This window comes from Streptomyces sp. NPDC055025 (genome assembly GCF_053608565.1).
In genome coordinates, this window is sequence record NZ_JBSGVS010000021.1 from 70,438 (window position 1) to 96,368 (window position 25,931).

A 25,931-nucleotide genomic window follows, 5' to 3' on the forward strand; every position below is an offset into this window, starting at 1 on the left:
AATAAGTGGCGAGATGCTGCCGTGCGCCCTTCGCTCCCGTGCCCGCGCCGACGTCCAAGCCCGAGCCCGTACGCGAGCCCGCGCCCGAGTCCGAGCCCGAGCCCGAGTCCGCGCCCAGGCCTCAGAGGTACTTCTTCAGCTCCCGCCGCGCCAGCGACCGCTGATGCACCTCGTCGGGGCCGTCCGCCAGGCGCAAGGTCCGTGCCGCCGCCCACAGTTCGGCCAGCGGGAAATCCTGGCTGACCCCGCCCGCGCCGTACAACTGGACGGCCGAGTCGATGATGTCCACCACCGCGCGCGGAGTGGCGATCTTGATGGCCTGGATCTCCGTGTGCGCGCCCCGGTTGCCGACCGTGTCCATCAGCCAGGCCGTCTTCAGCACGAGCAGCCGGAGCTGCTCGACCGTCACCCGGGCGTCCGCGATCCAGTTCTGTACGACGCCCTGCCGGGCGATCGGCCCGCCGAACGCCGTACGGGACGCGGCCCGTCGGCACATCAGCTCGATCGCGCGCTCGGCCATGCCGATCAGCCGCATGCAGTGGTGGATACGGCCGGGCCCGAGCCGGGCCTGCGCGATCGCGAAACCGCCGCCCTCCTCACCCACGAGATGTGTGGCCGGCACCCGTACATCGTCGAGGACGATCTCGGCATGGCCGCCGTGGTAGTGGTCCTCGTAGCCGTACACCCGCATCGCGCGGGTCACCGTGAGCCCCGGGGTGTCGCGCGGCACCAGGATCATCGACTGCTGCCGGCGGACGTCCTCGCCGTCCGGGTCCGTCTTGCCCATCACGATGAAGACGGCGCACTCCGGGTTCATCGCCCCGGAGATGTACCACTTGCGGCCGTTGATGACATAGGAGTCGCCGTCACGCTCGATCCTTGTCCGGATGTTCGTCGCGTCCGACGAGGCGACCTCGGGTTCGGTCATCGCGAACGCCGAGCGGATCCCGCCCGCGAGCAGCGGCTCCAGCCAGCGCTCGCGCTGCTCCTCGGTGCCGAACTGGGCGAGCACCTCCATATTGCCGGTGTCGGGCGCCGCGCAGTTCAGCGCCGTGGGCGCCAACTGCGGTGAGCGTCCGGTGATCTCGGCGAGCGGCGCGTACTGGAGATTGGTCAGCCCGGCGCCGTACTCCTTGCCGGGCAGGAACAGATTCCACAGCCCCTGCCGGCGCGCCTCGGCCTTCAGCTCCTCCACCACCGGCGGGGTGCCCCAGGGGTCTGCCAGCCGCGAACGCTGCTCGTGCGCCACCTCCTCCGCCGGGAGGACATACGCGTCCATGAAGGCGAGCAGCCTGGCGCGCAGCTCTTCGGTGCGGGCGTCGAATGCGAAATCCATGGACGGGTCAGCCTTCCTGGAGGGTGGTGAGACCGTGCTCGATGAAGACGGGGACGAGATCGCCGATCCGGTCGAAACCGGGTCCCACGGTCCGGCCGAGGGTGTAGCGGTAGTGGATGCCCTCCAGGATCACGGCGAGCTTGAACCAGGCGAACGCCGTGTACCAGGCGATGGCGGAGGTGTCCCGGCCCGAGCGGGCCGCGTACCGCTCGACCAGTTCCCCGGGCGCGGGGTGGCCGGCCGCCCCCGCCGTCGTACTGACCGGTGAGTCCGCCAGCCCCAGCCTCGTGCTGTACATCACCAGCAGCCCCAGATCGGTGAGCGGATCGCCCAGCGTGGACATCTCCCAGTCCAGCACCCCCGTGATCCGGTCGTCCCCGTCCATCAGGACGTTGTCGAGCCGGAAGTCGCCGTGGACCACGGTGGGGGAGGGCGAGCCGGGCAGCGCGCGGCCGAGGGCGGCGTGCAGTTCGTCGATGCCGGGCAGCGCGCGGTCGCGGGAGGCGGCGAGCTGCTTGCCCCAGCGGCGGAGCTGACGGTCGAGGAATCCTTCGGGGCGGCCGAAGTCACCGAGACCGACGGCCTCCGGATCGACGGCGTGCAGCTCGACCAGGGTGTCGACCAGGGCGAGGACGGCGGCGCGGGTGCGCCCGGGACCGAGCGGGGCGAGCTGTTCGGCCGTGCGGTACGCCGTGCCCTCCAGATGCTCCATGACGTAGAAGGGCGCGCCGAGGACGGACTCGTCCTCGCAGAGCAGCAGCGGTTCCGGCACCGGCACGGCCGTCGGATGGAGCGCCTTGATCACCCGGAACTCGCGCGCCATGTCATGGGCGGTGGCCAGCACATGGCCCAGCGGAGGCCTGCGGACCACCCAGCGCCGGGTGCCGTCGGTGACGGCGTACGTCAGATTCGAGCGGCCCCCTTCGATCAGCCGTGCCTCCAGGGGCCCGCCCACCAGTCCGGGACGGACGAGGTCGAGCCGGCCGCGCAGCTTCTCGGGGTCGAGTCCTGGCAGGGGGGCTGGGCTCATGGTGCGGTACCTCCGTGGGCGGTCGGGGGAGGAAGGAGGAGGGAAGAGGGGGAGGAGAGGTAGGAGGGCGAGGAAAGAAGGGGCTGAGGGGGCTGAGGCTGAGGGGGCTGAGGGGGCTGAGGGGGCGGAACCGTACCGGCTGTACGGCCTCCTGTGTACGGTCTCCCGCTCATGATGCCGACCGGTCGGTATGCCGTCCAGTGTCACGGACCCGGGCGGATGGGCGGCCGGGGAGGCTCACATCATGACCGCGACCGCGCACACCGCCAGCAGAACGGTGCAGACCGCCATGGCGACGGCGCCGCTCACCGGCAGCGCCCGGGGACGTGCGGTGGCCAGGGCCCGCACCCGCCGGTGGGCCGTGGCCAGAAAGCCCAGCCAGACCAGGGCGACGAGCGCGACGGCGGCCGGCGTGGCGGCCGTACCCCCGTCGTGGATCGCCTGGCGCGCGGCCAGCACCGCCACGACGGTGCAGGTGAGTGTCGTACGCCGCCAGGCCAGCCGGGTGCGCTCCGGCTGGAGCCCGGGATCCCGGACGGGCCCCGGCTCCCGAGGCCCCGGAGCGGCGCTCGGTGGCATCAGCCGGCCCGGCCCAGCACCACGATGACCACCATCACCACGGCGACCACTCCCACCGCCAGACTCAGCAGGGTGGGAAAGCCGGACACCGGCAGATCCTCCCCGCGCCGCATCGCCAGCTCGCAGCGCACCCAGTGGTTGACCGCGCGCAGCGAGCAGAGCGCCCCGGCCGCGAGCAGCGCCACCGCGAGCCCGACCCGTACGCCCCAGCGCAGGTCCGGCAGGAACTGGTCGACCGCGAACCCGCCGCCCACCAGCGCGAGCGCCGTACGGATCCAGGCCAGGAAGGTGCGCTCGTTGGCCAGCGAGAAACGGTAGTCGGGGGTCTCGCCCTCGTCGGCGACGCGCCGGGGCGCGAACCACAGCCGCAGGCTCCGTACAAAGCCGGTCACGTGCCGCACCCTACGCGTGTGGCGGACGGGGCGCGCGGGAGGCCCTGAAGCGCTCGTACGCCGCGAGGCCGTCCGGTACCCACTCCCACTCCCCGAGCCGCCGCTCCAGCTCGGCCTCCGTCAGGAAACCGTGCCAGGCGATCTCCTCCACCTGGGGATCGACCGGCAGCGCGCAGCGCACCCAGTACACATACGCGCTCTCCAGGAAGGACCCGTCCGGCGCGTCGTAGCGGAACGGGAACAGCGGTACGGGACGGTCGAGACCCGACACCCCCAGCTCCTCCTCGGCCTCCCGCAGCGCCGCGTCGTCGTAGCTCTCGCCCGCTCCCACGACACCGCCCACGAACATGTCGTAGAGGGAGGGGAAGGCGAGTTTGCCGGCGGTTCTTCGATGGACGAACACCCGGTCCTCGGGGTCCCGTACCAGGATGAAGACACAGCGGTGCCGCAGGCCCTTCGCGTAGATCTCACCGCGCGGCGCCTGCCCGACCACACGGTCGTTCTCGTCGACGACGTCCAGGATCTCGTCAGCAGCGCTCATGAACCCCATCCAACCAGTTGACGTGTTACTCACGCGTACGGAGGATCGGACCACCTGCCCGGCCCCGTGCTCGACATGTGCTCCCAAAGGACGGAAACGATGGCGTACGACGCTGATGTGATCGTGATCGGGGCGGGCCTCGCGGGCCTGGTCGCCACCGCCGAACTGGTGGACGCGGGCCGGTCCGTCATCCTTCTCGACCAGGAGCCCGAGCGGTCGCTCGGCGGCCAGGCGCACTGGTCCTTCGGCGGACTGTTCCTCGTGGACTCGCCCGAGCAGCGCAGGCTGCGGATCAGGGACAGCCGTGAACTCGCCCTCCAGGACTGGCTCGGCACGGCCGGTTTCGACCGTCCCGAGGACCGGTGGCCGCGCGCCTGGGCCGAGGCGTACGTGGACTTCGCGGCGGGCGAGAAGCGGTCCTGGCTGCACGCGCGAGGGGTGAGGTTCTTCCCGGTGGTGGGCTGGGCCGAGCGCGGCGGATACGACGCGGGCGGGCACGGCAACTCCGTACCGCGCTTCCACATCACCTGGGGCACCGGGCCCGCCGTGGTCGCGCCCTTCGAGCGGCGGGTGCGCGAGGGCGCCGCCCGGGGGCTGGTGACCTTCCGGTTCCGGCACCGGGTCACCGGCCTCGCCGCCACGGCCGGCGCCGTGGACACCGTCACCGGCGAGATCCTGGAGCCGAGCGACGCCGAGCGCGGCACCGCGAGCGGCCGTACGGCCACCGGCTCCTTCGAACTGCGGGCACAGGCCGTGATCGTCACCTCGGGCGGTATCGGCGGGAATCACGAGCTGGTCCGCGCCCAGTGGCCGGAGCGGCTCGGCACCCCGCCGCGCAAGCTGCTCTCCGGAGTGCCCGCGCATGTCGACGGGCTGATGCTCGGTATCACGGAGGCGGCGGGCGGGCACCACATCAACCGGGACCGGATGTGGCACTACACCGAGGGCATCGAGAACTGGAACCCGGTCTGGGCCCGGCACGGCATCCGTATCCTGCCGGGGCCCTCCTCGCTCTGGCTGGACGCGCGGGGCCGCCGGCTGCCCGTACCGCTCTTCCCCGGCTTCGACACGCTCGGCACCCTGGAGCACATCACGCGCTCCGGCCACGACCACACCTGGTTCGTCCTCGACCAGCGCGTCATCGGCAAGGAGTTCGCGCTCTCGGGCTCCGAGCAGAACCCCGATCTCACGGGCAAGTCGGTCCGGGGCGTGATCGGCCGTGCGCGCGCCGGTGTACCGGGACCGGTGAAGGCGTTCATGGACAACGGGGCCGACTTCGTCGTGGAGAGGGATCTGGGCGCGCTCGTACGCGGGATGAACGCGCTCACCGAGGAGCCGCTGATCGACGAGGACCGGCTGCGCCGTGAGATCACCGCGCGCGACCGGGAGATCGCCAACCCCTTCACCAAGGACCTCCAGATCACGGCGATCCGGGGAGCCCGCAGATATCTGGGGGACAAGCTGATCCGTACGGCGGCGCCGCACCGCTTCCTCGATCCCGCGGCGGGGCCGCTGATCGCCGTACGGCTGAACATCCTCACCCGCAAGTCGCTTGGCGGCCTGGAGACGGATCTGTCCTCACGTGTGCTGACCGCGGCGGGCGAACCCCTGCCCGGTGTCTACGCGGCGGGCGAGGTGGCCGGTTTCGGCGGCGGCGGGGTCCATGGCTACCGCTCCCTGGAGGGCACCTTCCTCGGCGGCTGCCTCTTCTCCGGCCGTGCGGCGGGCCGCGCCGCGGCGCGCGCGGTCGGCTGACGCCCCGCCATCGGACCGCTCCCCCACGTGACTTCCGCGACTCGCGGGCACCGGGCCGAAGGGCGTCGCCTTATGGTCCATGGTGGCCGAAACCCATCTGAGCTGGGCTTCCGTACGAGAAGTGGATCAACAGTGGCGGAACGTGGAACAGTTGGCGTGGGTTCGTACCGAAGACAGCCCTTGACGCGAAGGCTTGCCTACCGGTTGGCTGTGCGCGATCATCGCTCGTTCATGTGCCCTGGAGGACCCCGCGGATGTCTCCGCCTCCGCCACCCCTGGGCCGCTTGCGAAGACGTGGCTCACGTTCCGACCAGTTCTTCGATCCGGCCCTCGACGACGCCGAACTCGGCGCGGTAAGAGACCAACTGGCCCAGGGCCGTTGGTCCGAGGCCCGCACCCTCCTCGCCGGTACCGGTGACGACTGGGACCGGCGGGGCCACCGGGCCGTCGTACTGGCCCAGGCCGCCGGCGCCGTCGCCTGGACCCGCGACTGGCTGCTCGCGGAACCCGACAGCTCCGACGCGGCCACCCTGCTCGCCTGCGCCACCGCCGTCGCCGCGCTCCGCGGGAAGGAACAGGAAGCGAAGGCGCGGGAGGCCTGCCGTGAGGCGATCCGCAGGTCCCCCGCCGATCCCACGCCCTGGCTCGGTCTGCTGCTCCTGGCCCGTACGCTCGGCACCGAGGAGGAGACCGCGCAGCTCTTCGACGAGGTCAGGACCCGCCACCCCGGACACCACCACGCCCACCATCTGATGGCGGCGCGGCTCGCGGAACGGCATCCCGACGCGGGCCAGGACCCCCTCCACGAGGTGTACGACTTCGCCTCCTGGGCCGCCGAACACGCCCCCGCGGACTCGCCGTTGGCCGTCCTTCCCGTGGTCGCCCACGCCGAGCGCTACCGGGTGCTCGCGACGGCCGGACACGAGCCCGCCGATCCGGCCGAATCCGGTCACTGGACCGGGCGCCGCGCCCGCCAGGTGCTGAAGACCGCCTTCGACTGGTGGCTGGAGTGGGAGAGCGTGGAGCATCCGCGGGGCCGCGTCGATCTCAACTTCCTCGCCCACGCCCAGTTCCTCGACGGCCGGACCGCGGAGGCGGCGGCGCTCTTCCAGCGCATCGGCCCGCACATCACCCCGGCGCCCTGGTCGTATCCGGACCGGGACCCCCGCAAGGCGTTCACGGCCGCACGCGACGCCGCGTTCGGCGCCGCCTGACCCAGCGCACCATCCCGCCCTCCCCGAAAGGACACCCCCTGTCATGCCGACGGGCAGTTCGAGCACGAGCGAGATCAACACCTTCAAGGGGCAGGAACGGGCCCTGCGCGCCGACCGGCTGGGCACGCTGGGACTGCTGCTCTCCGTGCTCGCCGCGAGCGCGCCCCTGCTGACGGTCGCCGGTGTCATGTCCGCCGTCTACGGCGTCATGGGCGTCGTCGGCCAGCCCCTGCTGTACGTCATCCTCGGTGTCGTCCTGGTGCTGTTCAGCATCGGATACGCGGAGATGAGCAGACATGTGCACAACGCGGGCGCCTTCTACGCGTACATCGCCCGGGGTCTTGGCCCCACGGCGGGCGCGGGCGCCTCGCTCGTCGCCCTGGTCGCCTACAACGCCATGCAGGTCGGCATCTACGGCATCTTCGGCTTCGAGATCTCCGGACTCTTCGCCACCTACCTCGACATGAGCGTGGTCTGGTGGATACCGGCCCTCGTCGCCGCCGCGGCCGTCGGTCTGCTCGGCTGGCTGAAGATCGACCTCAACGCGAAGGTCCTCGGAGTCCTGCTGTTCATCGAGATCGCCCTGGTCGTGATCTTCGATGTCGCCGCGGTCGCCGATCCGGGCAAGGAGGGGCTGTCCCTCGCGGCGTTCAACCCCGACGCGCTGACCGGCGCGGGCATCGGCACCGCGCTCTGCTTCTGCGTCGCCGCCTTCGTCGGGTTCGAACAGGCCCCCGTCTACGCCGAGGAGACCAGCCGCCCGCATGTCGTCGTCTCCCGGGTGATGTTCCTGGCCGTCGGTCTCTCCGCGCTCTTCCTGGCCCTGAGCGCCTGGGCGCTCTCCGTGGCCACCGGGCCCGGCGAGATCGTCGCCCTCTCCGCCAAGGAGGGGCCCGGACTGATCTTCGGACTCACCGAGAGCCGGCTCGGCGCCACCTTCACCGATGTCCTGCATGTGCTGTATGTGACCGGTATGTTCGCCGCGCTGCTCAGCTTCCACAATGTCGTCGCCCGCTACGCCTTCGCGATGGGGCGCGAGGGGCTGCTGCCCGCCGCCTTCGGCCGGACGAACAAGGCCAGCGGCGCCCCCGCCTCCGGTTCCGCCCTCCAGTCCGTGTTCTCGATCGTCGTGGTGCTCGCCTTCGCGGTCACCGACGACAAGCCCGTCGGCGATCCGACCGCGCCGGTGCTGCGCCTGTTCACCTGGATGGGCAATGTCGGCGCGCTCGGTGTCATCGTGCTGATGGCCGCGGCCTCCTTCGCCGTCATCGTCTTCTTCGTACGGCGCGGCGCCGGGCGCCCGCAGGCCCCGCGCCTGGTCGCCTCCGCCCTGGCGGGCCTCGCGCTGGTGGCGATCGCCGTGTACACGGTGAAGGACTTCGATGTCCTGGTCGGCGCGGGCCCCGGCTCCTCGCTGAGCTGGGTCCTGCCGGGGATCATCCTGCTGGCGCTGCTCGGCGGGGTGGTGTACGGACTGGTGCTGCGCTCCGTCAAGCCCGAGGTGCACGCCCGTATCGGGCTCGGCAACGAGGCCTTCCAGCTGGAGAAGGCCGCCGAGTCGGAGACGGCCGGGGTCTGATCCCGGCGAGAGCCCGGCCGGAGCCGTGCCGGAGTCTGACGAATTCCTCACGCATTCCCGTGGCCCCTGGTCTTCCGGGGGTCACGGGTGTTCCCTTCGACAGGTGAACTCTCAACAGAGCGAGCCCGAAGGCACCCCCGTGGGCCGCCGTCTGGTGCTCTCCATGCTCGGCCTGGGCGCGGCGGGACTCGTCGCGGCGCCCTCCCTCCAGCGCGGCCTCGAAGCCTTCCTCGGCTCGGCCGCCGACAAGGACCCCACCGGTCTGACCGGACTGCTGCCCAACGGCGGCGGCTTCCGCTACTACTCCGTCACCGCCTCCGTGCCCCGGAAGAACGCGGACACCTACCGGCTGACGGTCGACGGACTGGTCGACCGGCCCACCACGTACACCCTCGACGCGCTGCGGAAGCTGCCCCAGACCCGGATGGTCCGCGATGTGCAGTGTGTGACCGGCTGGCGCGTCCCGCACACGCCGTTCGAGGGCGTACGGCTCTCGGACCTCCTCGACGCGGCCGGGGTGCGCCCGGGGGCGGGGGCGGTCCGCTTCACCTGCTTCGACGGCGCGTACAGCGAGAGCCTGACGCTGGAGCAGGCCCGGCGCGCCGATGTGCTGGTGGCGCTGCGGATGCGGGACGAGGCGATCGGGCACGCGCACGGCGGCCCGGTCAGGCTCTATGTGGCGCCGATGTACTTCTACAAGTCGGCGAAATGGCTCTCCGGGATCTCCGTCACCTCCGAGGTGAGGCCCGGCTACTGGGAGGAGCGCGGCTATGACGTCGACGCCTGGGTCGGCAGGTCCAACGGCCGCGACGACACCCCGACCGTCTGAGCGGATACGGCGCTTCAGCACCGCCGAGCGCTGGACGCACCGGGCGACCGGCGCGCTCATGCTCGTCTGCGTGGTGACCGCGGGCTGTCTGTACATACCGCAGCTCGCCGAACTGGTCGGCCGCCGGTATCTCGTCGTCACCGTCCACGAGTGGTCGGGGCTGCTGCTGCCGGTTCCCGTACTGCTCGGACTCGGCTCCCGCGCCTTCCGCGCCGATCTGCGCCGGCTCAACCGCTTCCTGCCGTACGACAAGGAGTGGCTGCGTGCCGTGCTGCGGCGCGATCCGCGGCCGGCCTCCCGGCCGGCCGGGAAGTTCAACGCGGGACAGAAGCTCTACGCGGGCTGGATCGCGGGCGCCGTGCTGGTGATGCTCGGCACGGGGCTGCTGATGTGGTTCACCGGTCTCGCCCCGGTCGTGTGGCGTACGAGCGCCACCTTCCTGCACGACTGGCTGGCCCTGGCCATCGGCATCGTGCTCGTCGGGCACATCGGGATGGCATATGGGGACCCGGCGGCCCGGCGCGGTATGCGCACCGGGTCGGTGGACCGGGCGTGGGCGGAGCGGGAGCACTCCCGGTGGAAGGAGGAGTGACCCGGCCCCGCCCGGTCCGGCCGCGGCGCCCGGCCCCGGCCGCGACACCCCCCGCTACAACACCAGGGAGAGCAGCAGCACACAGCCCAGACCGACCACGGAGATGATGGTCTCCATCACCGACCAGGTCTTGATCGTCTGACCGACGTCCATCCCGAAGTACTCCTTCACCAGCCAGAACCCCGCGTCGTTGACATGACTGAAGAAGAGCGAGCCCGCGCCGATCGCCAGCACCAGCAGCGCGGCGTGCGAGGTGGACATGTCCGCCGCGAGCGGCGCCACCAGACCGGCCGCCGAGATGGTCGCCACGGTGGCGGAACCGGTCGCCAGCCGGATCGCCACCGCGATCAGCCAGGCCAGCAGCAGGGCGGGGATCGACCAGTCCTCGGAGATGTCCAGGACCATCCGGCCCACCCCCGAGTCGATCAGCGTCTGCTTGAAGCCGCCGCCCGCGCCGACGATCAGCAGCACGCCCGCGATCGGGCCGAGCGACTTCTCGACCGTCGAGGCGATCCGGTCCTTGGTGAACCCGGCCGCGCGGCCCAGGGTGAAGAGCCCGACGACGACGGCGGCGAGCAGCGCGATCAGCGGTGAACCGGCGACATCGGCGACCCGCTGGACGGTGTGCTCCGGGTCGTCCACGACGATGTCCACGAGCGCCTTGCCCAGCATCAGCACCACGGGCAGCAGCACGGTGGAGACGGTCGCGGCGAAGCTCGGCCGCTTCTCCAGCTCCACGGAGGCGGGCTGCGGCACCATCTTCTCGGGGGCCGGGATGTCCACCCACCGCGCCGCGTACCGGGAGAAGAGCGGCCCGGCGATGATCACGGTCGGAATGGCGACGACCACACCGAGCGCCAGCGTGACCCCCAGATCGGCGCCGATCGCGTCGATGGCGACCAGCGGCCCGGGGTGCGGCGGGATCAGCCCGTGCATCACGGAGAGCCCTGCCAGCGCGGGGATTCCGATCCGCATCAGGGAGTGGTTGCCGCGCTTGGCGACCAGCAGCACCACCGGGATCAGCAGCACGATACCGACCTCGAAGAAGAGCGGCAGCCCGATGACCGAGGCGATGAGGACCATCGCCCACGGCATCGCGCGCCCGCTCGCCTTCGCGAGGATCGTGTCGACGATCTGGTCGGCGCCGCCGGAGTCCGCGAGGAGTTTGCCGAGGATCGCGCCGAGCGCGATCAGCACGCCCACCCCCGCGACGGTGGAGCCGAGGCCGCTGGTGAAGCTGGCTATGACCTTGTCCAGCGGGGCGCCCGCGAAGGCGCCGAGCGCCAGCGAGCCGATGGTCAGGGCCAGAAAGGCATGGAGCTTGACGACGGTGATGAGGAGGACGATGACGGCGATACCGGCGAGTACCGCTATGCCCAACTGAGCGTTGCCCGCCGAGGTGATCGGCTCGACGGCATCCGCTGCCAGCGTCTCGACGCTGAGACTGGTCACGGGGGATTCCTTCAGCTCTCGTCGAGCCGGCGCAGCGCGGCGACGGCCCGGGTGGTGATTTCTTGTGGGGTACCTGACACATCGACGGCGACGCCCGCCTCATCGGCCTCCAGGTTCTCCAGGGCCGCGAACTGCGAGTCCAGGAGCGCGACGGGCATGAAGTGCCCCTTGCGCTCCGCCAGCCGCCGCCCGATGAGCGCCCGGTCGCCGGTGAGATGCAGGAAGACGGCGCCGGGCGCGGCGGCGCGCAGCCGGTCGCGGTAGGCGCGCTTGAGCGCGGAGCTGCTCACCACACCGCCGAGTCCGGCCCGCTCGTGGGCCCAGGCCCCGATCGCGTCGAGCCAGGGCCACCGGTCCAGGTCGTCCAGCGGTGTACCGGCGGACATCTTGGCGATGTTCGCGGGCGGGTGGAAGTCGTCGCCCTCGGCGTACGGGACGCCCAGCGCGGCGGCGAGCAGGGGCCCGACCGTGGTCTTGCCGGTTCCTGACACGCCCATCACCACGACGACGTGGGGGGTGCTCATCGCTTGCCTCGCTGTCCTCTTCGACATCGGTGGGTCGCGGACATCGGTCCGTCGCGCTACTGAAACCCATTAGGTACGACATATTCAAGACTCTGTGAGGTAAACGTCGTACTTTTTAGCGGTGCCCCCCGCCCCGTAGGCTTGCCCCATGACCACAGAAGGCCGGGGCCTGCATACCCGTGTGCTGGACGCCCTCGGCCTCGCCATCACCGCGGGGGAGTATCCCGAGGGCAGCGTGGTCCGCACGGACGAGGTCGCCCAGCGCTTCGACGTCTCGCGCACCGTCGTCCGCGAGGTGGTCCGCGTCCTCGAATCGATGCACCTCGTGGAGTCCAGACGCCGGGTGGGTGTGACCGTGCGTCCCACCGAGGAGTGGAACGTCTACGATCCGCGGGTCATCCGCTGGCGCCTCGCCGGTACGGACCGGCCCCGCCAGCTCCGTTCACTGACCGTGCTGCGCTCCGCGGTCGAACCCGTCGCGGCCGGACTCGCCGCCCGCCACGCCACTCCCGAACAGTGCGCGGCCCTCACCGAGCAGGCGCTCGGGATGGTCGCCACCTCGCGGGGGCGCCGGCTGGAGGAGTATCTCGTCCACGACATCGCCTTCCACCGGGTGGTGCTGAACGCCTCGGGCAACGAGATGTTCGCCAGGCTCGGCGATGTGGTCGCCGAGATCCTCACCGGCCGTACGCACCACCAGGTGATGTTCGACGACCCGGACCCGGCGGCCGTGACCCTCCATGTCGGTGTCGCCGAGGCCGTCCGCGAGGGCGACGCGGCCCGCGCCGAGGAACTCACCAGGGAGATCGCCGTCGGCGCCCTCCAGGAACTGGACGTCCTCGCCCCCTGACGGGCGCCGGTGGCCCCCGGCACCCGCCCCGGCGCGGGATAGTGGTGCCGAAGGTTCCGTCCCAGAGGTGAGGAAAGGCAGGTCCTGGCATGGCGCAGCAGGTGCAAGGGGTCATCGCCCCCGGCAAGAACGAGCCGGTACGGGTCGAGACGATCGTCGTACCCGACCCCGGCCCCGGCGAGGCCGTGGTGACGGTGCGGGCGTGCGGTGTGTGCCACACCGACCTGCACTACAAGCAGGGCGGGATCAACGACGACTTCCCCTTCCTCCTCGGCCACGAGGCCGCGGGCGTGGTGGAGTCGGTCGGCGAGGGCGTCACCGAGGTCGCGCCCGGAGACTTCGTCATCCTCAACTGGCGTGCGGTGTGCGGCGCCTGCCGGGCCTGTCTGCGCGGCCGCCCGCAGTACTGCTTCAACACCCACAACGCCCGGCAGAAGATGACCCTGACGGACGGTACGGAACTCTCCCCGGCGCTCGGCATCGGCGCCTTCGCGGAGAAGACCCTCGTCGCCGCGGGCCAGTGCACCAAGGTCGACCCGAGCGTCTCACCGGCCGTGGCCGGACTGCTCGGCTGCGGTGTGATGGCGGGCATCGGCGCCGCGATCAACACCGGCCAGGTCGGCCGCGGCGACTCGGTCGCGGTCATCGGCTGCGGCGGTGTGGGCGACGCGGCCGTCGTCGGCGCGCGTCTGGCGGGCGCGGCCCGGATCATCGCCGTCGACATCGACGACCGCAAGCTGGAGACGGCGAGGTCGATGGGCGCCACCCACACCGTCAACTCCCGCTCCACCGACCCCGTCGAGGCGATCCGTGAGCTGACCGGGGGATTCGGCGCGGATGTCGTCATCGAGGCGGTCGGCCGCCCCGAGACGTACGAGCAGGCCTTCTACGCCCGCGACCTGGCCGGGACCGTCGTCCTCGTCGGTGTGCCCACCCCCGAGATGAAGCTCGAACTGCCGCTGATCGACGTCTTCGGCCGCGGCGGCGCCCTCAAGTCGTCCTGGTACGGCGACTGTCTGCCGTCCCGTGACTTCCCCATGCTCATCGATCTGCACCAGCAGGGCCGTATCGACCTCGCCGCCTTCGTCACCGAGACCATCGGTCTCGGCGATGTGGAGAAGGCGTTCGCCCGGATGCACGAGGGCGATGTCCTGCGCTCGGTGGTGGTGTTCGGATGACCGCCCGTATCGACCATCTCGTCACCTCCGGCACCTTCTCGCTCGACGGCGGCACCTGGGACGTCGACAACAACGTCTGGATCGTCGGCGACGACTCCGAGGCGATCGTCATCGACGCCGCGCACGACGCCGCCGCCATCGAGGAGGCGCTCGGCGGCCGGACGCTGCGCGCCATCGTCTGCACCCACGCGCACAACGACCACATCGACGCGGCCCCGGCCCTCGCCGAGGCCACCGGCGCGCCCGTACTGCTGCACCCCGACGATCTGCCGCTGTGGAAGCAGACATACCCCGAGCGGCTCCCGGACGGCGAACTGACCGACGGCAGGACCCTCTCCGTCGCCGGTACCACCCTGACCGTGCTCCACACCCCCGGGCACGCGCCGGGCGCGGTCTGTCTGCACGCCCCCGAGCTGTCGACGGTCTTCACCGGCGACACCCTCTTCCAGGGCGGCCCCGGCGCCACCGGACGGTCCTTCTCGCACTTCCCGACGATCATCGACTCGATCCGCGACCGGCTGCTCGGTCTGCCGCCGGAGACCGTCGTACGGACCGGCCACGGCGACCCGACCACCATCGGCGCGGAGGCACCGAATCTGGCGGAGTGGGTCCAGCGCGGTCACTGACCGGGCGGCCGGCCGAGGCGGGTGAGCGGTACGAGCCGGAGACGGCTCTCGAAACGGTACGGCTCACCCGTCAGCGGATCGGTGAACTCCAGTACCTTCGCCAGCAGTTGGAGGGGCCGGGTGAAGTCCGTACGGTCGTCGGCCCCCTCCTCCAGGACCACCGGGTAGACCGGGTCATGGAGCAGCGGCAGCCCCAGGCCGTTCATATGGACCCGTAGCTGATGGGTACGGCCGGTGGCGGGCGACAGCCGGTACCGGCCGAATCCGCCCAGGTGCTCCAGCAGTTCGATCCGGCTCTCGCTGTTCGGCTCGCCCGGCACCTCCCGCGCGGCCAGTACCCCGCGCTCCTTCTCGATCCGGCTGCGCACGGTGACGGGCAGCGCCACCGCGGGGTCGTACGGCGCCACCGCCTCGTACTCCTTGCGCACCCGCCGGTCCCGGAACAGGGTCTGGTACGCGCCCCGGTCCCCGGCCCGTACGACAAAGAGCGCGAGCCCCGCCGTCAGCCGGTCGAGCCGGTGCGCGGGCTGGAGCTCGGGCAGTCCCAGGTCCCGCCGCAGTCTGGCCAGCGCGGTCTCGGTGACATGGCGCCCGCGGGGTGTGGTGGCCAGGAAGTGCGGCTTGTCCGCGACCACGATCCGCTCGTCCCGGTGGACGATCCCGATCTCGAACGGCACCCGCTCCTCGGGGGCGAACTCCCGGTGGAACCAGATATGACGCCCCGCCGTGTACGGCTCCGTACCCCTCACCGGACCGTCCACCCCGGCGAAACGCCCCGCGCGCAGTATCGCGTCGACACGCTCCACCCCGATGGCCTTCCCGAACCGCGCGACCAGATGATCCCGTACGGTCTCCCACTCCCCGCCGGGATCAGGGGGCAGCCGCACCCGCACCGGGTCGATCCCGTCGCGCTGCGGCAGCGGCGAGGGCGGCGGGTGTCGATGTCTGCGTACCACGGCTCCCCGCGCCCCTCTCGGTGTGGCTTCCGCCCCATGGAGCGCCGGCGCCGCGAGTCTACCGATGCCGGCGGGTCCTCCCCGGCCGCGCGGCGGAGCGCGGAGAGCGGCCGGGGGAGGGGCCGGGGGTGCTGCTCGGGGGTAACCCGTTCGGTCCTCGGGTGGATGGATCGGGATGATATGGCATGGTTCCGCCACCGGTGACCCGCATGATGGTCCGGTGATCAGTGTCGTGTTCGCCCTCCTGACCGCGATCAGCAACGGCTCCGCCTCGGTGCTCCAGCGCCGGGCCGCCGCCACCGCGCCCGACGTCGAGTCCATGCGGCTCTCGCTGATCAGCCATCTGCTGCGGCAGAAGGTGTGGCTGGCGGGGATCGGGCTGGTGATCGTGGCGGCGGGGTGCCAGGCGGTGGCGCTCGCCACCGGGCCGATCGCCGTGGTGCAGCCGATCTTCGTGATCGAACTGCCCGCCACCCTGCTGATCGCCGGACATGTCTTCCATCGCAAGCTGCCGCGCGATGTCTGGTACGGCGTGGCCGCGGTGACCGGCGGGCTGGCCCTGGGCATGGCCTCCGCGGCCCCCGGCGGAGGCCATGACTCGGTGCGGGGCTACGCCTGGATCCCGGCGCTGATCGCCACCGGGGTCTTCGAGGCCGTACTGATCCTCTGGGCGCTGCGGCTGCGCGGCAATCCGCGTGCCGCGCTGCTCGGCCTCGCCGCGGCCTGCGGTTACGCGCTGACCGCCGCGCTGATGAAGGACGCCGTGGCCCGGCTCGACAACGGGGGCGGGGCCGCGGCGCTGTTCTCCTCCTGGCAGCTCTACGCCACCGCGGTGGCCGGGGTGGGCGCGCTGTTCCTGCTCCAGAACGCGCTCCAGGCGGGCTGGCTGGCCGCCTCCCAGCCGATGCTCACCCTCGGCGACGCGCTGATCAGCATCACCTACGGGGTGCTCCTGTTCGGCGAGACCCTGCGCACCGGCTGGTGGCTGGTGCCGCAGATCGTGGCCGTCGGGCTGATCGCGGTGGGCTGTGTGGATCTGGGCAGGTCCCCCCTGGCCGGCGGCGGCCCGCCCCCGCCGCCCCGTGTCCGCTGACACGGGAGCCACGGAGGCGGCGCGGGCCACGGCGGGCGGCGCGGACCGGTGGCTCAGCCGAGATGGATCTCGGGCTGGTAGAGGTCGAACCAGTGGTACAGGTCCAGCACCCGTTCCAGACCGCGCCGGTCGCCGCTCGGCATCGTGACGTTCCGCCCGACGGCATCGGTCAGCCAGGCCCGGTCGATCAGGGTGAACACCGGGTGGTCGTGGTCGGCGAGCACCTCCTTCGCCTGCTGCTGGAGGGCGGCTCCGTACCCGGGGTCCTGGGTGGAGGGGTAGGGACTCTTCAGCCGGCCCTGTACCGACGGGGGCACCACATGCGCGGTGGCGTGCCGCAGCAGACTCTTCTCCCTGCCGTCGAAACTCTTCAGCGACCACGGGGTGTTGTACACGTACTCGACCAGCCGGTGGTCGCAGAACGGGACCCGGACCTCGAGTCCGACCGCCATCGACACCCGGTCCTTGCGGTCGAGCAGCATCCGTACGAACCGGGTCAGATGCAGATTGCCGATCGTACGCATCCGCCGCTCGTGGGCACCGGCCCCCGGGAGATGCTCGACCGCCGCCACCGCCGTCGCGTACTGGTCGGCGACATAGGTGTCGAGATCGAGGGTGCGGCGCAGATCCGGGTGGAGCGCCGCGGCCCGGTCCTGGCTCATCGGGCTGCGGTAGGCGAGCCAGGGGAAGGTGGGCGCGTTGACCGCGGCGGGGTCGTGGAACCAGCGGTAGCCGCCGAACACCTCGTCCGACGACTCGCCCGACAGGGCCACCGTCGACTCCGCCCGGATGGCCTTGAACAGCAGATACAGCGAGGTGTCCGTCTCGCCCAGACCGACCGGCATATCGCGCGCGGTGATCACCGCCCGGCGCAGCGCGGGGTCGGTCAGCTCGTGCGGACTGAGCGTCACGAAGCGGTGGTCCGAGCCGACCAGGTCCACCACATCGCGGATGTACGGGGTGTCCGGGCTGTCCCAGTTCTCGTCGGCCCGGAAGGTCTCCTCCCGGTTGGCGAAGTCCACCGAGAACGTACGCAGCCGCTCGCCCTGTTCCGCCAGCCGGGCCGCGGCGAGTCCGGTGACCGCGCTGGAGTCCAGGCCGCCGGAGAGCAGGACGCACTGGGGCACATCGGCGACGAGCTGGCGGCGCACGATGTCGGTCATCAGCTCACCGACCCTGGCCACCGTGGTCGCCTGGTCGTCCGTGTGCTCCGTGGCGTCGAGTCTCCAGTAGACGCGGGTGCGGATGCCCCGGGCGTCGACGGTCACGACGGTGGCGGGCTCGACCTCGTACATGTCCTTCCACAGGGCCCAGCCCGGCGTCATGGTGAACGCGATCAGCTCGCGCAGACCGGCGGTGTCGACCGCCCTGCGCGCCGCCGGACTGGCCAGGATCGCCTTCGGCTCCGAGCCGAACAGGACGCCGTCGGGGGTCGGGTAGTAGTACAGGGGCTTGACCCCCAGCCGGTCGCGGATCATGAGCAGCTTGTCCTCGCGCTCGTCCCAGATCGCGAAGGCGAACATGCCGTTGAGATGCTCGGCGAGGCCCTCGCCCCACTCCAGATAGCCGAGCAGGACCACCTCGGTGTCACTTGCGGTACGGAACCGGTGTCCCTTGCTCTCCAGCTCCGTCCGCAGCTCGGTGAAGTTGTAGACCTCGCCGGTGTAGACCAGGGCGACGGTGCCGCTGGGCGTCCGTATCTCCATCGGCTGCCTGCCGCCGGCGAGGTCGATGACCGCCAGACGGCGATGGCCCAGTCCCACGTGCGGCCGGATCCAGACGCCCGCGTCGTCCGGGCCCCGGCAGGCCATGGTGTCGGTCATCGCGGCCAGTACATCGCGGCGCTGTCTCAGATCGGAGTCGTAGGAGACCCAGCCGGCGATTCCACACATAAGCGGTCACTCCTGGTAGCAGTGCGACGGTGCTGATCCCGTCGGGGGGGAGCCTCGCGAAGTAGGGAAGAAACAGGGGAACGGAAATGCTTCCGAAAAGCGATGGCGGTACCTGGCCTGACTGCTTGAATTCTTTTATCACTGTGCGTCGAGGCCTGTCCAGGGTCGATCCGGTGAACGGCGCCGACGGGCGTGCGCTGTCCAGCCGAGGAAAATCGCCAGTTGGACGGCCCGCTGGTCAGGTATTTTCCCTGGCAGACCTGAGCAGTGGCACACCGCCGTATTTCCGCGACCGCCCGTATCCCGTCGGGGCGGTCGCGGACCGCTGTCCCGGTACCGAAAGAACCGGTGCTCTGCCGGAATGCGCGATTCCATTGTCGAAATCTTTGCCGTTGTGTCTCTTGCGGTCCGCCCAGGTATCCGTATGGGGATGGATTTCTGTCGAACCGGAGCGAAATTTCCACCGAACCGCAGACGTGGCACGGCCGCCCACCCTGTGTGCACGATGACGTGCACCGTCTGCGACGTTTGTGACATTGACGTTCTCGACATTCAGTCCCTAGTGTTTGCGGCGGATCTTCATCGGAGGTTTATCTCATTTCCTTGCGATGGTTGGGGTGTAAATGGTGAAGAATTCAACGGCCGGTCCTCTCGGTAGAGAGAGCGGCCTTTCCTATGAACGCAGGGGCGCGATTCCGGGACGCCGGCGGAAGACGCTGGGGCCGGTGGTCAAGGTGGTCATCGGGTCATTGGTGACCACCGACACACCGCGAACCGCGGGGGAGAATCCGGAGCATGTCAGAATGCTGGCCGGTGCCCCGGGCGAATTCCCGCCGATCGTCGTGCACCGCGCGACCATGCGTGTGGTCGACGGTCTGCACCGGGTTCGCGCCGCCGAACTGCGCAAGCAGGAGTTCATCACTGCCCGGATGTTCGAGGGCGACGAGGCCGAGGCGTTCGTGCTCGCGGTGCAGGCGAATCTGACGGGCGGGCTGCCGCTCTCCGTGGCCGACCGCAAGGCCGCCGCCGCGCGCATCATCGCCTCGCACCCCCAGTGGTCCGACCGATTAACTGCCTCCGTCACCGGGCTCTCCGCCAAGACGGTCGCCGAGGTGCGCCGCCGGCACCCCGCCGAGACGACGCGCCGGCCGGACAGCAGGATCGGCCGGGACGGCCGCGTCCGGCCCACCGACGCCATGGAGAAACGCCGGCTCGCCTCCGAACTGATCCTGCGTAACCCCGAGCTGTCCCTCCGGCAGATCGCCAAGGCGGTGGGGATCTCACCGGAGACGGCACGGTCGGTCCGCGCCCGGCTGCTCCGTGAGGAAGGTCCGCTCGAACGGGAGCCCGACGAAGGGCGATGGACGGGCGAGGCGCCCTCGCTTCCGTCCCCGCTCCCGCTTCCGTCCCCGCTTCCGCTCGCGCTTCCGGCCTCGCTTCCGTCCTCCGCCGACGCGCGCGCCGGTTCCGGGCCGGGCCAGGAGTCCGCGGACCGCGCCACGGTGGTCCAGCGGCTCAGGACGGATCCCTCGCTCCGCTACAGCGAGAACGGGCGCACCCTGCTGCGGCTGATGGAGGCCCACGCCATGAGCAGCGAGAAGTGGGCGACCCTCGCGAACAGCGTCCCCGCCCACCGCAGGCGCGCCATCGCCAACGCGGCGATGGAGTACGCCAGAGGCTGGCGGGTGGTCGCCGAGCAACTGGCCCGTAAAGCCCCCCACTCGGCATAGGTCCTGTCCGGTCCCAGCGATTCCGCTCCGCGCCATGACGTTCGAGACGTTCTTCCCGGCCGGTACTCAAGCCTTCTTCAAGGAGAGAACCACTCATGCCCGGCATACCCCCCATAACGCCCTACACGTTACCCGGCGCCGCCGATCTCCCCGCCAACTCCGCCCGCTGGACCGCCGATCCCCGCCGTGCCGTACTGCTGGTCCACGACATGCAGCGGTACTTCCTGCGGCCGTTCCCCGAGAGCCTGCGGGACCCGCTCGTACGGAACGCCGCCGGACTCCTCGACCGGTGTCGTCAGCTGGGCGTACCCGTGGCGTACACGGCGCAGCCCGGAGGCATGACCGACGAACAGCGGGGCCTGCTCAAGGACTTCTGGGGCCCCGGGATGCGTACGGACCCGGCGGACCGGGAGGTGGTGGAGCCGCTGGCCCCCGGCCCGGACGACCGGCGGCTCACCAAATGGCGCTACAGCGCGTTCCACCGCTCCGATCTGCTCGAATGGATGCGGGCACAGGAGCGCGACCAGCTTCTCGTCTGCGGTGTGTACGGGCATGTGGGGGTGCTGGCGAGCGCGGTGGAGGCGTTCACCCATGACATCCAGCCGTTTCTGGTGGCCGACGCCATAGGGGACTTCTCGCGGCGCCACCACCGCATGGCGCTGGAGTACGCGGCGCAGCGCTGCGCCATGGTGCTCACCCACAGACAGGTGCTGTCATGACCGGGGATCCGCTGCTGGCCCGGGTGCTGGCCGACCGGCCGCCGCCCTTCGCGCTGCTGTACCGCCCGGAGACGACCGGCCGGGGCCGGCTGGACGTACTGCTCGGCGAACTGTCGGAGCCGGCCACCCTCGCCGGGATCCCCGTACCCGCGGACTCCCGCGGACAGGGCCAGGACGTTCTGGTGATCATCCCCTACCGCCAGATCGCCGAACGCGGTTTCGCCTGTGTCGACGACGGGGCACCACTGCTGGCGCTGCGGGTGACGGAACAGGCCGTGCTGCCGCTGCCCGAGGCGCTGAGCCGTATCCCCGATGTCCCGATCACCCTCGCGAACAGCGGATTCGACATCGCGGACGAGGAGTACGCGGAGATCGTCCGCAGGGTCGTCGCGGACGAGATCGGTACCGGCGAGGGCGCGAACTTCGTCGTCAAGCGCTCGTTCGTCGCGGACATCGAGGGATACGACCCGGCCCACGCGCTCGCGTTCTTCCGGCGGTTGTGCGCCCGCGAGTCGGGCGCGTACTGGACGTTCATCGTGCACACCGGAGCCCGTACCTTCGTCGGCGCCACCCCGGAGCGGCATATCAGCCTGCGCGCGGGCACGGCCGTGATGAACCCCGTCAGCGGCACCTACCGCTACCCCGAGGGCGGCCCGGTGCTCTCCGACGTACTGGAGTTCCTCTCCGACGAGAAGGAGAGCGACGAGCTGTACATGGTGCTGGACGAGGAGTTGAAGATGATGGCCCGCGTCTGCGAGTCCGGCGGGCGGGTCGTGGGTCCGCGGCTCAAGGAGATGGCACGGCTCGCGCACACCGAGTACCTCATCGAGGGCCGCTCCCACCGGGAACCGCAGGACATCCTGCGCGAGACGCTCTTCGCGCCGACGGTGACCGGGAGCCCGCTGGAGAGCGCCTGCCGGGTCATCGGCCGGTACGAGCCACAGGGGCGCGGATACTACAGCGGTGTCATGGCCCTGATCGGCAGGGAGGACGGCGCGCGGTCCCTGGACTCCGCGATTCTGATCCGTACCGCGGACATCGACCGCGCGGGCCGGGTGGACATCGGTGTGGGCGCCACACTCGTACGGCACTCCGACCCCGTCTCCGAGGCCGCCGAGACCAGGGCGAAGGCGGCCGGACTGCTCTCCGCGCTGGAAGGAGACCGGCAGGGGCGCCCCGGGTCCCCCGTTCGGATCAGGCTGGACGAGGGAGCGGTGCCAGGGCACGCGAGCCCGGCAAGATCCAAAGGCGAGGCCCTCGGCGACCATCCCGCCGTACGGTCGGCGCTGGCGAGCCGCAACGAGGACCTCGCCCGGTTCTGGCTCGCCGACGGCCCCGCCGGCCGGGCGGGCCCGGCGGCCCGCGAGCGGCCCTCACCGGCCCTGGCCGGCCGTCGCGTACTGGTCGTCGACGCCGAGGACACCTTCACCGCGATGATCGGCCATCAGCTCCGCTCCCTCGGAACGCGGGTGACGGTACGCCGGTTCGACGAGGAGTACTCCCTCGACGAGCACGAGCTGGTCGTCATGGGTCCGGGACCGGGCGATCCCAACGACAGCGGCGATCCCAGGATCGCCCATCTGCACACGGCGATCGGCACCCTGCTGGAACGGCGCCTTCCGTTCCTCGCGGTCTGTCTGAGCCACCAGGTGCTCAGCCGGCGCCTCGGCCTGGAGGTGACGCGCTGCGACGACTGCCGCCAGGGCACCCGCCGTGAGATCGATCTGTTCGGCACGCGCGTACTCGCCGGGTTCTACAACACCTTCGCCGCCCGCTGCGACACGGACGAGATCGACGTTCCCGGCATCGGCCGGGTCGAGGTCGGCCGGGACACCGGGAACGGTGAGGTGCACGCGCTGCGCGGGCCCCGCTTCACCTCGATGCAGTTCCACGCCGAATCGGTGCTCACCCGGGACGGGCGGCACATCTGGGCCACTCATATGGAAGAGGTGCTCCGCGCGTGAACGTCACCATCGCCTGGTGGGATCTGACCGGGTCCGAGCAGACCATCGACTCCCTGCGGGAGTATCTGCGGGGCGGTGACGGAGTGCCGCCGTGGACCTCGGTCAAGGGCCTGCGGCTGAAGTTCTGGATCTCCGACCGCCCGGGGAACCGCTGGGGAGCGGTGATGCTCTGGGAGTCGGCGGAAGCCGGCGAGCAGCAGTCGCTGCCGCCGCACCGCGCCGCCCGTCTGATCGGCTATCCGCCCACCGAGCGGGTGCGGTTCGAGGTCGAGGCCACGGTCGAGGGCGCGTACGACAGAGCGGCGCTGTCCGGCCTCGGACTGGTCTACGAGACGTGATCCGCGGGGTCCGGTCCGCGGCGCCCGGTTCCGCCGCGGACCACGACGGTCCTCACACCTGGAAGGTTCCCCGGGCCACGATGACCGCGGAGCCCGCCACCTCCACCATGTCCACCCGCTCACCGGCGCCGTCGGCGATGGCGAGCATCGTGGAGGGGCGGCCCATCTCGACGCCCTGGCAGATCTCGATCCGGCGCCCGAACGGGATCAGCCCGTGGCGCGCCAGATGTATCGCGAGCGGCCCGGCGGCCGATCCCGTCGCCGCGTCCTCGGCGACACCGTAGGCGGGCGAGAACATCCGCGTCCGCCAACTGCTCCCGGATCCCGCGAAGCAGTTGGCCGCCATGTCGTGATGCCTGGCCAGCGCCCGCAGATCGGGCCGCACCTCGGACAGCGCCTCCACACTGCGGAGTCCGACGAACACATGGCGCGGCCCGTTGCGGTAGACCTCCACCGGCAGGACGGAGGACTTCACACCGAGCGCGTCGAGCAGCTCGTCGACCTCCGCGTAGGGCTCCCAGGTCGGGATCGGCTGCCGCATGCACGCCGAGCGGATCCCGCCGTCCGGACCCCGGTCGAACACGAACGGAACGGTACTCACGGCGGTTTCCATCAGCAGCCGGTCCTGCCGGGTGGCCGCGCCCAGCACGATCGCGGTGCCGAGTGCCGGATGGCCGGCGAACGGCAGCTCGTTCACCGGGGTGAAGATACGGACCCGTACGTCCCCGCCGTCCTGTGGCGGAAGGACGAATGTCGTCTCCGAGAGATTCAGTTCCCGGGCCAGTCGCTGCATCTGCGCGGTGGACAGGTCGGCGGCGTCGAGGAAGACGGCCAGCGGATTTCCGGAGAGAGGTTCGTCGGTGAAGACATCTGCCACTACATAATCATGCATTCCCGCAAAATACTGGGCCGAAGAGTGAGCCCGCAAGAATTCGCTGTCCGTCCAAGTGCGGGACGGCAAAAGATGTGGATAAAAAAGATGTGGATACGGGATACGGGTGTCCAACGTGCGGAAATCGCCGGTTGGACACCCGATGGCCCGGATAAGGTGCTCGGAAGTCGCCAGTGAATTCCTGGCGCCACCCGCCATCGTCCCCCTGTGAGGTCCGGCAATGACTGAAGCCACCGTCGGCAAACCGGCGTCCGACGACGAAGCGGAACTGCGGCGCCGTAACCGAGCCGTGGTCGAGGACTATATGAGCAGGAAGGGCGAGGGGCGGCTGAGCCGCTATCTCCTGTTCACCGAGGAAGGCAGCGGCGGCCTGTACACCGCCGACACCGAGGAGCCGATCGTCTCCCGTGGTCTCGACAAGCTGAAGGCACACGGCGCGTGGTCGCTGGAATGCTTCCCCGACTGGGTCTGGTACAACGTCGAGATCTTTGAGACACAGGATCCCAACCGGTTCTGGGTCGAGTGCGACGGTGAGGGCGCGATTCTCTTCCCCGGATATCCGCCGGGCCACTACAAGAACCACTTCATCCATTCGTTCCTGCTCGACGACGGCAAGATCGTGCAGAACCGGGAATTCATGAACCCGTACAACCAGCTCCGTGCGCTGGGCATAGGGATTCCGGTGATCCGGCGGGGCGAGATTCCCACCTGAGGCCCGGGGCCCGGTGAAGGTACGACGGCCCGGTGAAGAGCGCGACGGCCCGGTGAAAACACGACGGAGTGACCCCCCGACATCCTGGAGAGTTCGCAGTGAAAGCCGATCTGAAGGCGGCCCAAGAAGTAGTCGAGCTGATCACCGGGGGCTGGCGGGCACAGGCCGTGCACACCGCCGCGAAGCTCGGTCTGCCCGATCACATCGAAGCCGGCCGCACCACCAGCGGTGAACTCGCCGAGGCCACCGGCGCCGAGGAGGAGGGCATCCGCAGGCTGATGCGTCTCCTGGTGGCGATGGGCGTGTTCGAAGGGGATCACGAGTCCGGCTACCGCAACACACCGGTGGCCGAGGCGCTCCTGGACCGGCCGGGGACCCTGCGCGACATGTGCCTCCTCTACGGCGAGGAGTTCTACACCGCCTGGGGCAACGCGGTCGAGTGCTTCACCACCCTGACCGCGGGCTTCGAACTCGCCTACGGACAGCCCCTCTACTCGTATCTCGACGGCCACGCCGACCTGGCCGTCCGGTTCCAGCGGACCATGAAGGCCGGCAATCTCTTCTTCGACTACGTGCCGGAGATCTTCGACTTCTCCGGCGGCAAGACCGTCGTCGACTGCGGTGGCGGCAACGGCCACCTTCTCTCCGTCATCCTCGAGGCCACCCCCGATGCCCGCGGCGCGCTCATCGACCGTGACCATGTGATACCCATCGCCCGCGACTATCTCTCCGGCACCGTCGGTCTCGACCGGGTCGAGCTCCACGCGGGGGACATGTTCAAGGCCGTGCCGCTGGACGGCGATGTCTATCTCTTCTGCCGGGTGCTCGCGGGCTGGTCCGACGAGGCCGTCGTGGCGGCCTTCGAGCACTGCCGGCTCGCCATGGCGGGCCCCGGCTCCCGGCTTCTCGTACTCGACCGCACCGTGACCGACAAGGACTCCACCGTGCTGCCCGCGCTGTGGGATCTCCATCTGCTGATGACCAACGGCGGCCGGCACCGCTCCGTCGACCAGTTCCGGACACTTCTCGACCGGGCCGGCTTCGACGTCGAGCGCGTCGCGGGACTCCCCATGGAGACCACGGCCCTCATAGCGGCCCCCCGTACCTGAGCGTCCGACCCGCCCCACCGGAACGAGTGCCGGCCGTGCCAACACGGCC

The 25,931-nt window shown here is 70.6% G+C and carries 25 protein-coding genes; 15 read left to right on the forward strand and 10 right to left on the reverse strand.

Features of this window, described 5'->3' with window-relative positions; genetic code table 11:
- Positions 1-121 precede the first annotated feature (121 nt).
- The 5 genes from ACWGDX_RS15395 to ACWGDX_RS15415 form a co-directional block, all read right to left on the reverse strand.
- Positions 122-1,336 (reverse strand): acyl-CoA dehydrogenase family protein, encoded by a 1,215-nt coding sequence (locus ACWGDX_RS15395; RefSeq protein WP_453625783.1) that lies wholly within the window; start codon positions 1,334-1,336, stop codon positions 122-124.
- A 7-nt stretch (positions 1,337-1,343) separates the two neighbouring features.
- The gene (locus ACWGDX_RS15400; RefSeq protein ID WP_453625785.1) at positions 1,344-2,366 is read right to left on the reverse strand and encodes a phosphotransferase family protein; all 1,023 of its coding nucleotides are present in this window, start codon (positions 2,364-2,366) and stop codon (positions 1,344-1,346) included.
- A gap of 237 nt (positions 2,367-2,603) precedes the next feature.
- On the reverse strand, positions 2,604-2,945 hold the full coding sequence (locus tag ACWGDX_RS15405; protein WP_453625787.1) for a DUF202 domain-containing protein: 342 nt from the start codon (positions 2,943-2,945) through the stop codon (positions 2,604-2,606).
- Positions 2,945-3,337, reverse strand: a complete 393-nt coding sequence (locus ACWGDX_RS15410; RefSeq protein ID WP_453625789.1) for a YidH family protein — start codon at positions 3,335-3,337, stop codon at positions 2,945-2,947. Before ACWGDX_RS15410 ends, ACWGDX_RS15405 begins: the two co-directional genes overlap by 1 nt.
- 10 nt (positions 3,338-3,347) lie before the next feature.
- Positions 3,348-3,878, reverse strand: coding sequence for an NUDIX hydrolase (locus tag ACWGDX_RS15415; RefSeq protein WP_453625791.1), 531 nt, complete (start codon positions 3,876-3,878; stop codon positions 3,348-3,350).
- A gap of 99 nt (positions 3,879-3,977) precedes the next feature.
- Between ACWGDX_RS15415 and ACWGDX_RS15420 the strand changes: the two genes are divergently transcribed.
- The 5 genes from ACWGDX_RS15420 (at position 3,978) to ACWGDX_RS15440 (ending at position 9,847) form a co-directional block, all read left to right on the forward strand.
- A complete protein-coding gene (locus ACWGDX_RS15420; protein ID WP_453625793.1) occupies positions 3,978-5,633 on the forward strand; it encodes an FAD-binding dehydrogenase in 1,656 nt (551 codons plus the stop codon).
- Between the two features lie 254 nt (positions 5,634-5,887).
- Positions 5,888-6,847, forward strand: coding sequence for a hypothetical protein (locus ACWGDX_RS15425; RefSeq protein WP_453625795.1), 960 nt, complete (start codon positions 5,888-5,890; stop codon positions 6,845-6,847).
- A 43-nt stretch (positions 6,848-6,890) separates the two neighbouring features.
- Positions 6,891-8,426 carry an APC family permease gene (locus tag ACWGDX_RS15430; protein ID WP_453625797.1) on the forward strand — a complete coding sequence of 512 codons (1,536 nt, stop codon included), beginning with the start codon at positions 6,891-6,893 and terminating at the stop codon, positions 8,424-8,426.
- A 163-nt stretch (positions 8,427-8,589) separates the two neighbouring features.
- Complete coding sequence (locus ACWGDX_RS15435) at positions 8,590-9,255, forward strand: molybdopterin-dependent oxidoreductase (RefSeq protein WP_365900644.1); 666 nt, start codon at positions 8,590-8,592, stop codon at positions 9,253-9,255.
- The gene (locus ACWGDX_RS15440) at positions 9,197-9,847 is read left to right on the forward strand and encodes a cytochrome b/b6 domain-containing protein (protein WP_453625799.1); all 651 of its coding nucleotides are present in this window, start codon (positions 9,197-9,199) and stop codon (positions 9,845-9,847) included. Before ACWGDX_RS15435 ends, ACWGDX_RS15440 begins: the two co-directional genes overlap by 59 nt.
- 54 nt (positions 9,848-9,901) lie before the next feature.
- Here ACWGDX_RS15440 and ACWGDX_RS15445 read toward each other — a convergent pair whose 3' ends face one another.
- Both ACWGDX_RS15445 and ACWGDX_RS15450 read right to left on the reverse strand, forming a co-directional pair.
- A complete protein-coding gene (locus tag ACWGDX_RS15445; RefSeq protein ID WP_453625801.1) occupies positions 9,902-11,299 on the reverse strand; it encodes a GntT/GntP/DsdX family permease in 1,398 nt (465 codons plus the stop codon).
- 11 nt (positions 11,300-11,310) lie between these two features.
- Positions 11,311-11,823 (reverse strand): gluconokinase, encoded by a 513-nt coding sequence (locus ACWGDX_RS15450; RefSeq protein WP_453625803.1) that lies wholly within the window; start codon positions 11,821-11,823, stop codon positions 11,311-11,313.
- A gap of 148 nt (positions 11,824-11,971) precedes the next feature.
- On the opposite strand from ACWGDX_RS15450, the gene ACWGDX_RS15455 reads away from it, so the two are divergent.
- From ACWGDX_RS15455 to ACWGDX_RS15465, 3 genes are all read left to right on the forward strand, one after another.
- Positions 11,972-12,673, forward strand: a complete 702-nt coding sequence (locus ACWGDX_RS15455) for a FadR/GntR family transcriptional regulator (protein WP_365900403.1) — start codon at positions 11,972-11,974, stop codon at positions 12,671-12,673.
- A gap of 89 nt (positions 12,674-12,762) precedes the next feature.
- A complete protein-coding gene (locus ACWGDX_RS15460) occupies positions 12,763-13,851 on the forward strand; it encodes an S-(hydroxymethyl)mycothiol dehydrogenase (protein WP_453625805.1) in 1,089 nt (362 codons plus the stop codon).
- Complete coding sequence (locus ACWGDX_RS15465) at positions 13,848-14,477, forward strand: MBL fold metallo-hydrolase (RefSeq protein WP_453625807.1); 630 nt, start codon at positions 13,848-13,850, stop codon at positions 14,475-14,477. The genes ACWGDX_RS15460 and ACWGDX_RS15465 overlap by 4 nt, the downstream gene beginning before the upstream one ends.
- Here the strand turns inward: ACWGDX_RS15465 and ACWGDX_RS15470 are convergent.
- Positions 14,471-15,433, reverse strand: coding sequence for a pseudouridine synthase (locus ACWGDX_RS15470; protein WP_453625809.1), 963 nt, complete (start codon positions 15,431-15,433; stop codon positions 14,471-14,473). The genes ACWGDX_RS15465 and ACWGDX_RS15470 overlap by 7 nt on opposite strands.
- A 220-nt stretch (positions 15,434-15,653) precedes the next feature.
- On the opposite strand from ACWGDX_RS15470, the gene ACWGDX_RS15475 reads away from it, so the two are divergent.
- Positions 15,654-16,526: a DMT family transporter gene (locus ACWGDX_RS15475; RefSeq protein WP_453625811.1), complete on the forward strand. Its 873-nt coding sequence runs from the start codon at positions 15,654-15,656 to the stop codon at positions 16,524-16,526.
- 53 nt (positions 16,527-16,579) lie between these two features.
- On the opposite strand, the gene asnB is transcribed toward ACWGDX_RS15475, so the two are convergent.
- Entirely contained in the window at positions 16,580-18,418 is a 1,839-nt protein-coding gene (gene asnB / locus ACWGDX_RS15480) for an asparagine synthase (glutamine-hydrolyzing) (protein WP_453625813.1), read from the reverse strand.
- Between the two features lie 725 nt (positions 18,419-19,143).
- On the opposite strand from asnB, the gene ACWGDX_RS15485 reads away from it, so the two are divergent.
- The 4 genes from ACWGDX_RS15485 to ACWGDX_RS15500 all read left to right on the forward strand — a co-directional run bounded on the left by ACWGDX_RS15485 (position 19,144) and on the right by ACWGDX_RS15500 (position 23,169).
- Positions 19,144-20,148 (forward strand): streptomycin biosynthesis protein, encoded by a 1,005-nt coding sequence (locus ACWGDX_RS15485; protein WP_453625815.1) that lies wholly within the window; start codon positions 19,144-19,146, stop codon positions 20,146-20,148.
- A 95-nt stretch (positions 20,149-20,243) separates the two neighbouring features.
- Positions 20,244-20,867 (forward strand): isochorismatase family protein, encoded by a 624-nt coding sequence (locus ACWGDX_RS15490; protein ID WP_453625817.1) that lies wholly within the window; start codon positions 20,244-20,246, stop codon positions 20,865-20,867.
- Positions 20,864-22,831: an anthranilate synthase family protein gene (locus ACWGDX_RS15495; protein ID WP_453625819.1), complete on the forward strand. Its 1,968-nt coding sequence runs from the start codon at positions 20,864-20,866 to the stop codon at positions 22,829-22,831. The genes ACWGDX_RS15490 and ACWGDX_RS15495 overlap by 4 nt, the downstream gene beginning before the upstream one ends.
- Positions 22,828-23,169 carry a hypothetical protein gene (locus ACWGDX_RS15500; RefSeq protein WP_382849070.1) on the forward strand — a complete coding sequence of 114 codons (342 nt, stop codon included), beginning with the start codon at positions 22,828-22,830 and terminating at the stop codon, positions 23,167-23,169. The genes ACWGDX_RS15495 and ACWGDX_RS15500 overlap by 4 nt, the downstream gene beginning before the upstream one ends.
- Before the next feature lie 52 nt (positions 23,170-23,221).
- Here ACWGDX_RS15500 and ACWGDX_RS15505 read toward each other — a convergent pair whose 3' ends face one another.
- Positions 23,222-24,061: a PhzF family phenazine biosynthesis protein gene (locus ACWGDX_RS15505; RefSeq protein WP_453625821.1), complete on the reverse strand. Its 840-nt coding sequence runs from the start codon at positions 24,059-24,061 to the stop codon at positions 23,222-23,224.
- 220 nt (positions 24,062-24,281) lie between these two features.
- Between ACWGDX_RS15505 and ACWGDX_RS15510 the strand changes: the two genes are divergently transcribed.
- Both ACWGDX_RS15510 and ACWGDX_RS15515 read left to right on the forward strand, forming a co-directional pair.
- Positions 24,282-24,773, forward strand: a complete 492-nt coding sequence (locus ACWGDX_RS15510) for a PhzA/PhzB family protein (RefSeq protein WP_453625823.1) — start codon at positions 24,282-24,284, stop codon at positions 24,771-24,773.
- Between the two features lie 98 nt (positions 24,774-24,871).
- A complete protein-coding gene (locus ACWGDX_RS15515; protein WP_453625825.1) occupies positions 24,872-25,882 on the forward strand; it encodes a methyltransferase in 1,011 nt (336 codons plus the stop codon).
- The last annotated feature ends 49 nt before the right edge of the window (positions 25,883-25,931 follow it).

What these genes read in the sequence shown, in the direction of transcription:
- ACWGDX_RS15395 (WP_453625783.1), bottom strand. Translation starts at nt 1,336, where the DNA reads ATGGATTTCGCATTCGACGCCCGCACCGAAGAGCTGCGCGCCAGGCTG.
- ACWGDX_RS15400 (WP_453625785.1), bottom strand. Translation starts at nt 2,366, where the DNA reads ATGAGCCCAGCCCCCCTGCCAGGACTCGACCCCGAGAAGCTGCGCGGC.
- ACWGDX_RS15405 (WP_453625787.1), bottom strand. Translation starts at nt 2,945, where the DNA reads ATGCCACCGAGCGCCGCTCCGGGGCCTCGGGAGCCGGGGCCCGTCCGG.
- ACWGDX_RS15415 (WP_453625791.1), bottom strand. Translation starts at nt 3,878, where the DNA reads ATGAGCGCTGCTGACGAGATCCTGGACGTCGTCGACGAGAACGACCGT.
- ACWGDX_RS15420 (WP_453625793.1), top strand. Translation starts at nt 3,978, where the DNA reads ATGGCGTACGACGCTGATGTGATCGTGATCGGGGCGGGCCTCGCGGGC.
- ACWGDX_RS15425 (WP_453625795.1), top strand. Translation starts at nt 5,888, where the DNA reads ATGTCTCCGCCTCCGCCACCCCTGGGCCGCTTGCGAAGACGTGGCTCA.
- ACWGDX_RS15430 (WP_453625797.1), top strand. Translation starts at nt 6,891, where the DNA reads ATGCCGACGGGCAGTTCGAGCACGAGCGAGATCAACACCTTCAAGGGG.
- ACWGDX_RS15435 (WP_365900644.1), top strand. Translation starts at nt 8,590, where the DNA reads ATGCTCGGCCTGGGCGCGGCGGGACTCGTCGCGGCGCCCTCCCTCCAG.
- ACWGDX_RS15440 (WP_453625799.1), top strand. Translation starts at nt 9,197, where the DNA reads ATGACGTCGACGCCTGGGTCGGCAGGTCCAACGGCCGCGACGACACCC.
- ACWGDX_RS15450 (WP_453625803.1), bottom strand. Translation starts at nt 11,823, where the DNA reads ATGAGCACCCCCCACGTCGTCGTGGTGATGGGCGTGTCAGGAACCGGC.
- ACWGDX_RS15455 (WP_365900403.1), top strand. Translation starts at nt 11,972, where the DNA reads ATGACCACAGAAGGCCGGGGCCTGCATACCCGTGTGCTGGACGCCCTC.
- ACWGDX_RS15460 (WP_453625805.1), top strand. Translation starts at nt 12,763, where the DNA reads ATGGCGCAGCAGGTGCAAGGGGTCATCGCCCCCGGCAAGAACGAGCCG.
- ACWGDX_RS15465 (WP_453625807.1), top strand. Translation starts at nt 13,848, where the DNA reads ATGACCGCCCGTATCGACCATCTCGTCACCTCCGGCACCTTCTCGCTC.
- asnB (WP_453625813.1), bottom strand. Translation starts at nt 18,418, where the DNA reads ATGTGTGGAATCGCCGGCTGGGTCTCCTACGACTCCGATCTGAGACAG.
- ACWGDX_RS15490 (WP_453625817.1), top strand. Translation starts at nt 20,244, where the DNA reads ATGCCCGGCATACCCCCCATAACGCCCTACACGTTACCCGGCGCCGCC.
- ACWGDX_RS15495 (WP_453625819.1), top strand. Translation starts at nt 20,864, where the DNA reads ATGACCGGGGATCCGCTGCTGGCCCGGGTGCTGGCCGACCGGCCGCCG.
- ACWGDX_RS15505 (WP_453625821.1), bottom strand. Translation starts at nt 24,061, where the DNA reads ATGCATGATTATGTAGTGGCAGATGTCTTCACCGACGAACCTCTCTCC.
- ACWGDX_RS15510 (WP_453625823.1), top strand. Translation starts at nt 24,282, where the DNA reads ATGACTGAAGCCACCGTCGGCAAACCGGCGTCCGACGACGAAGCGGAA.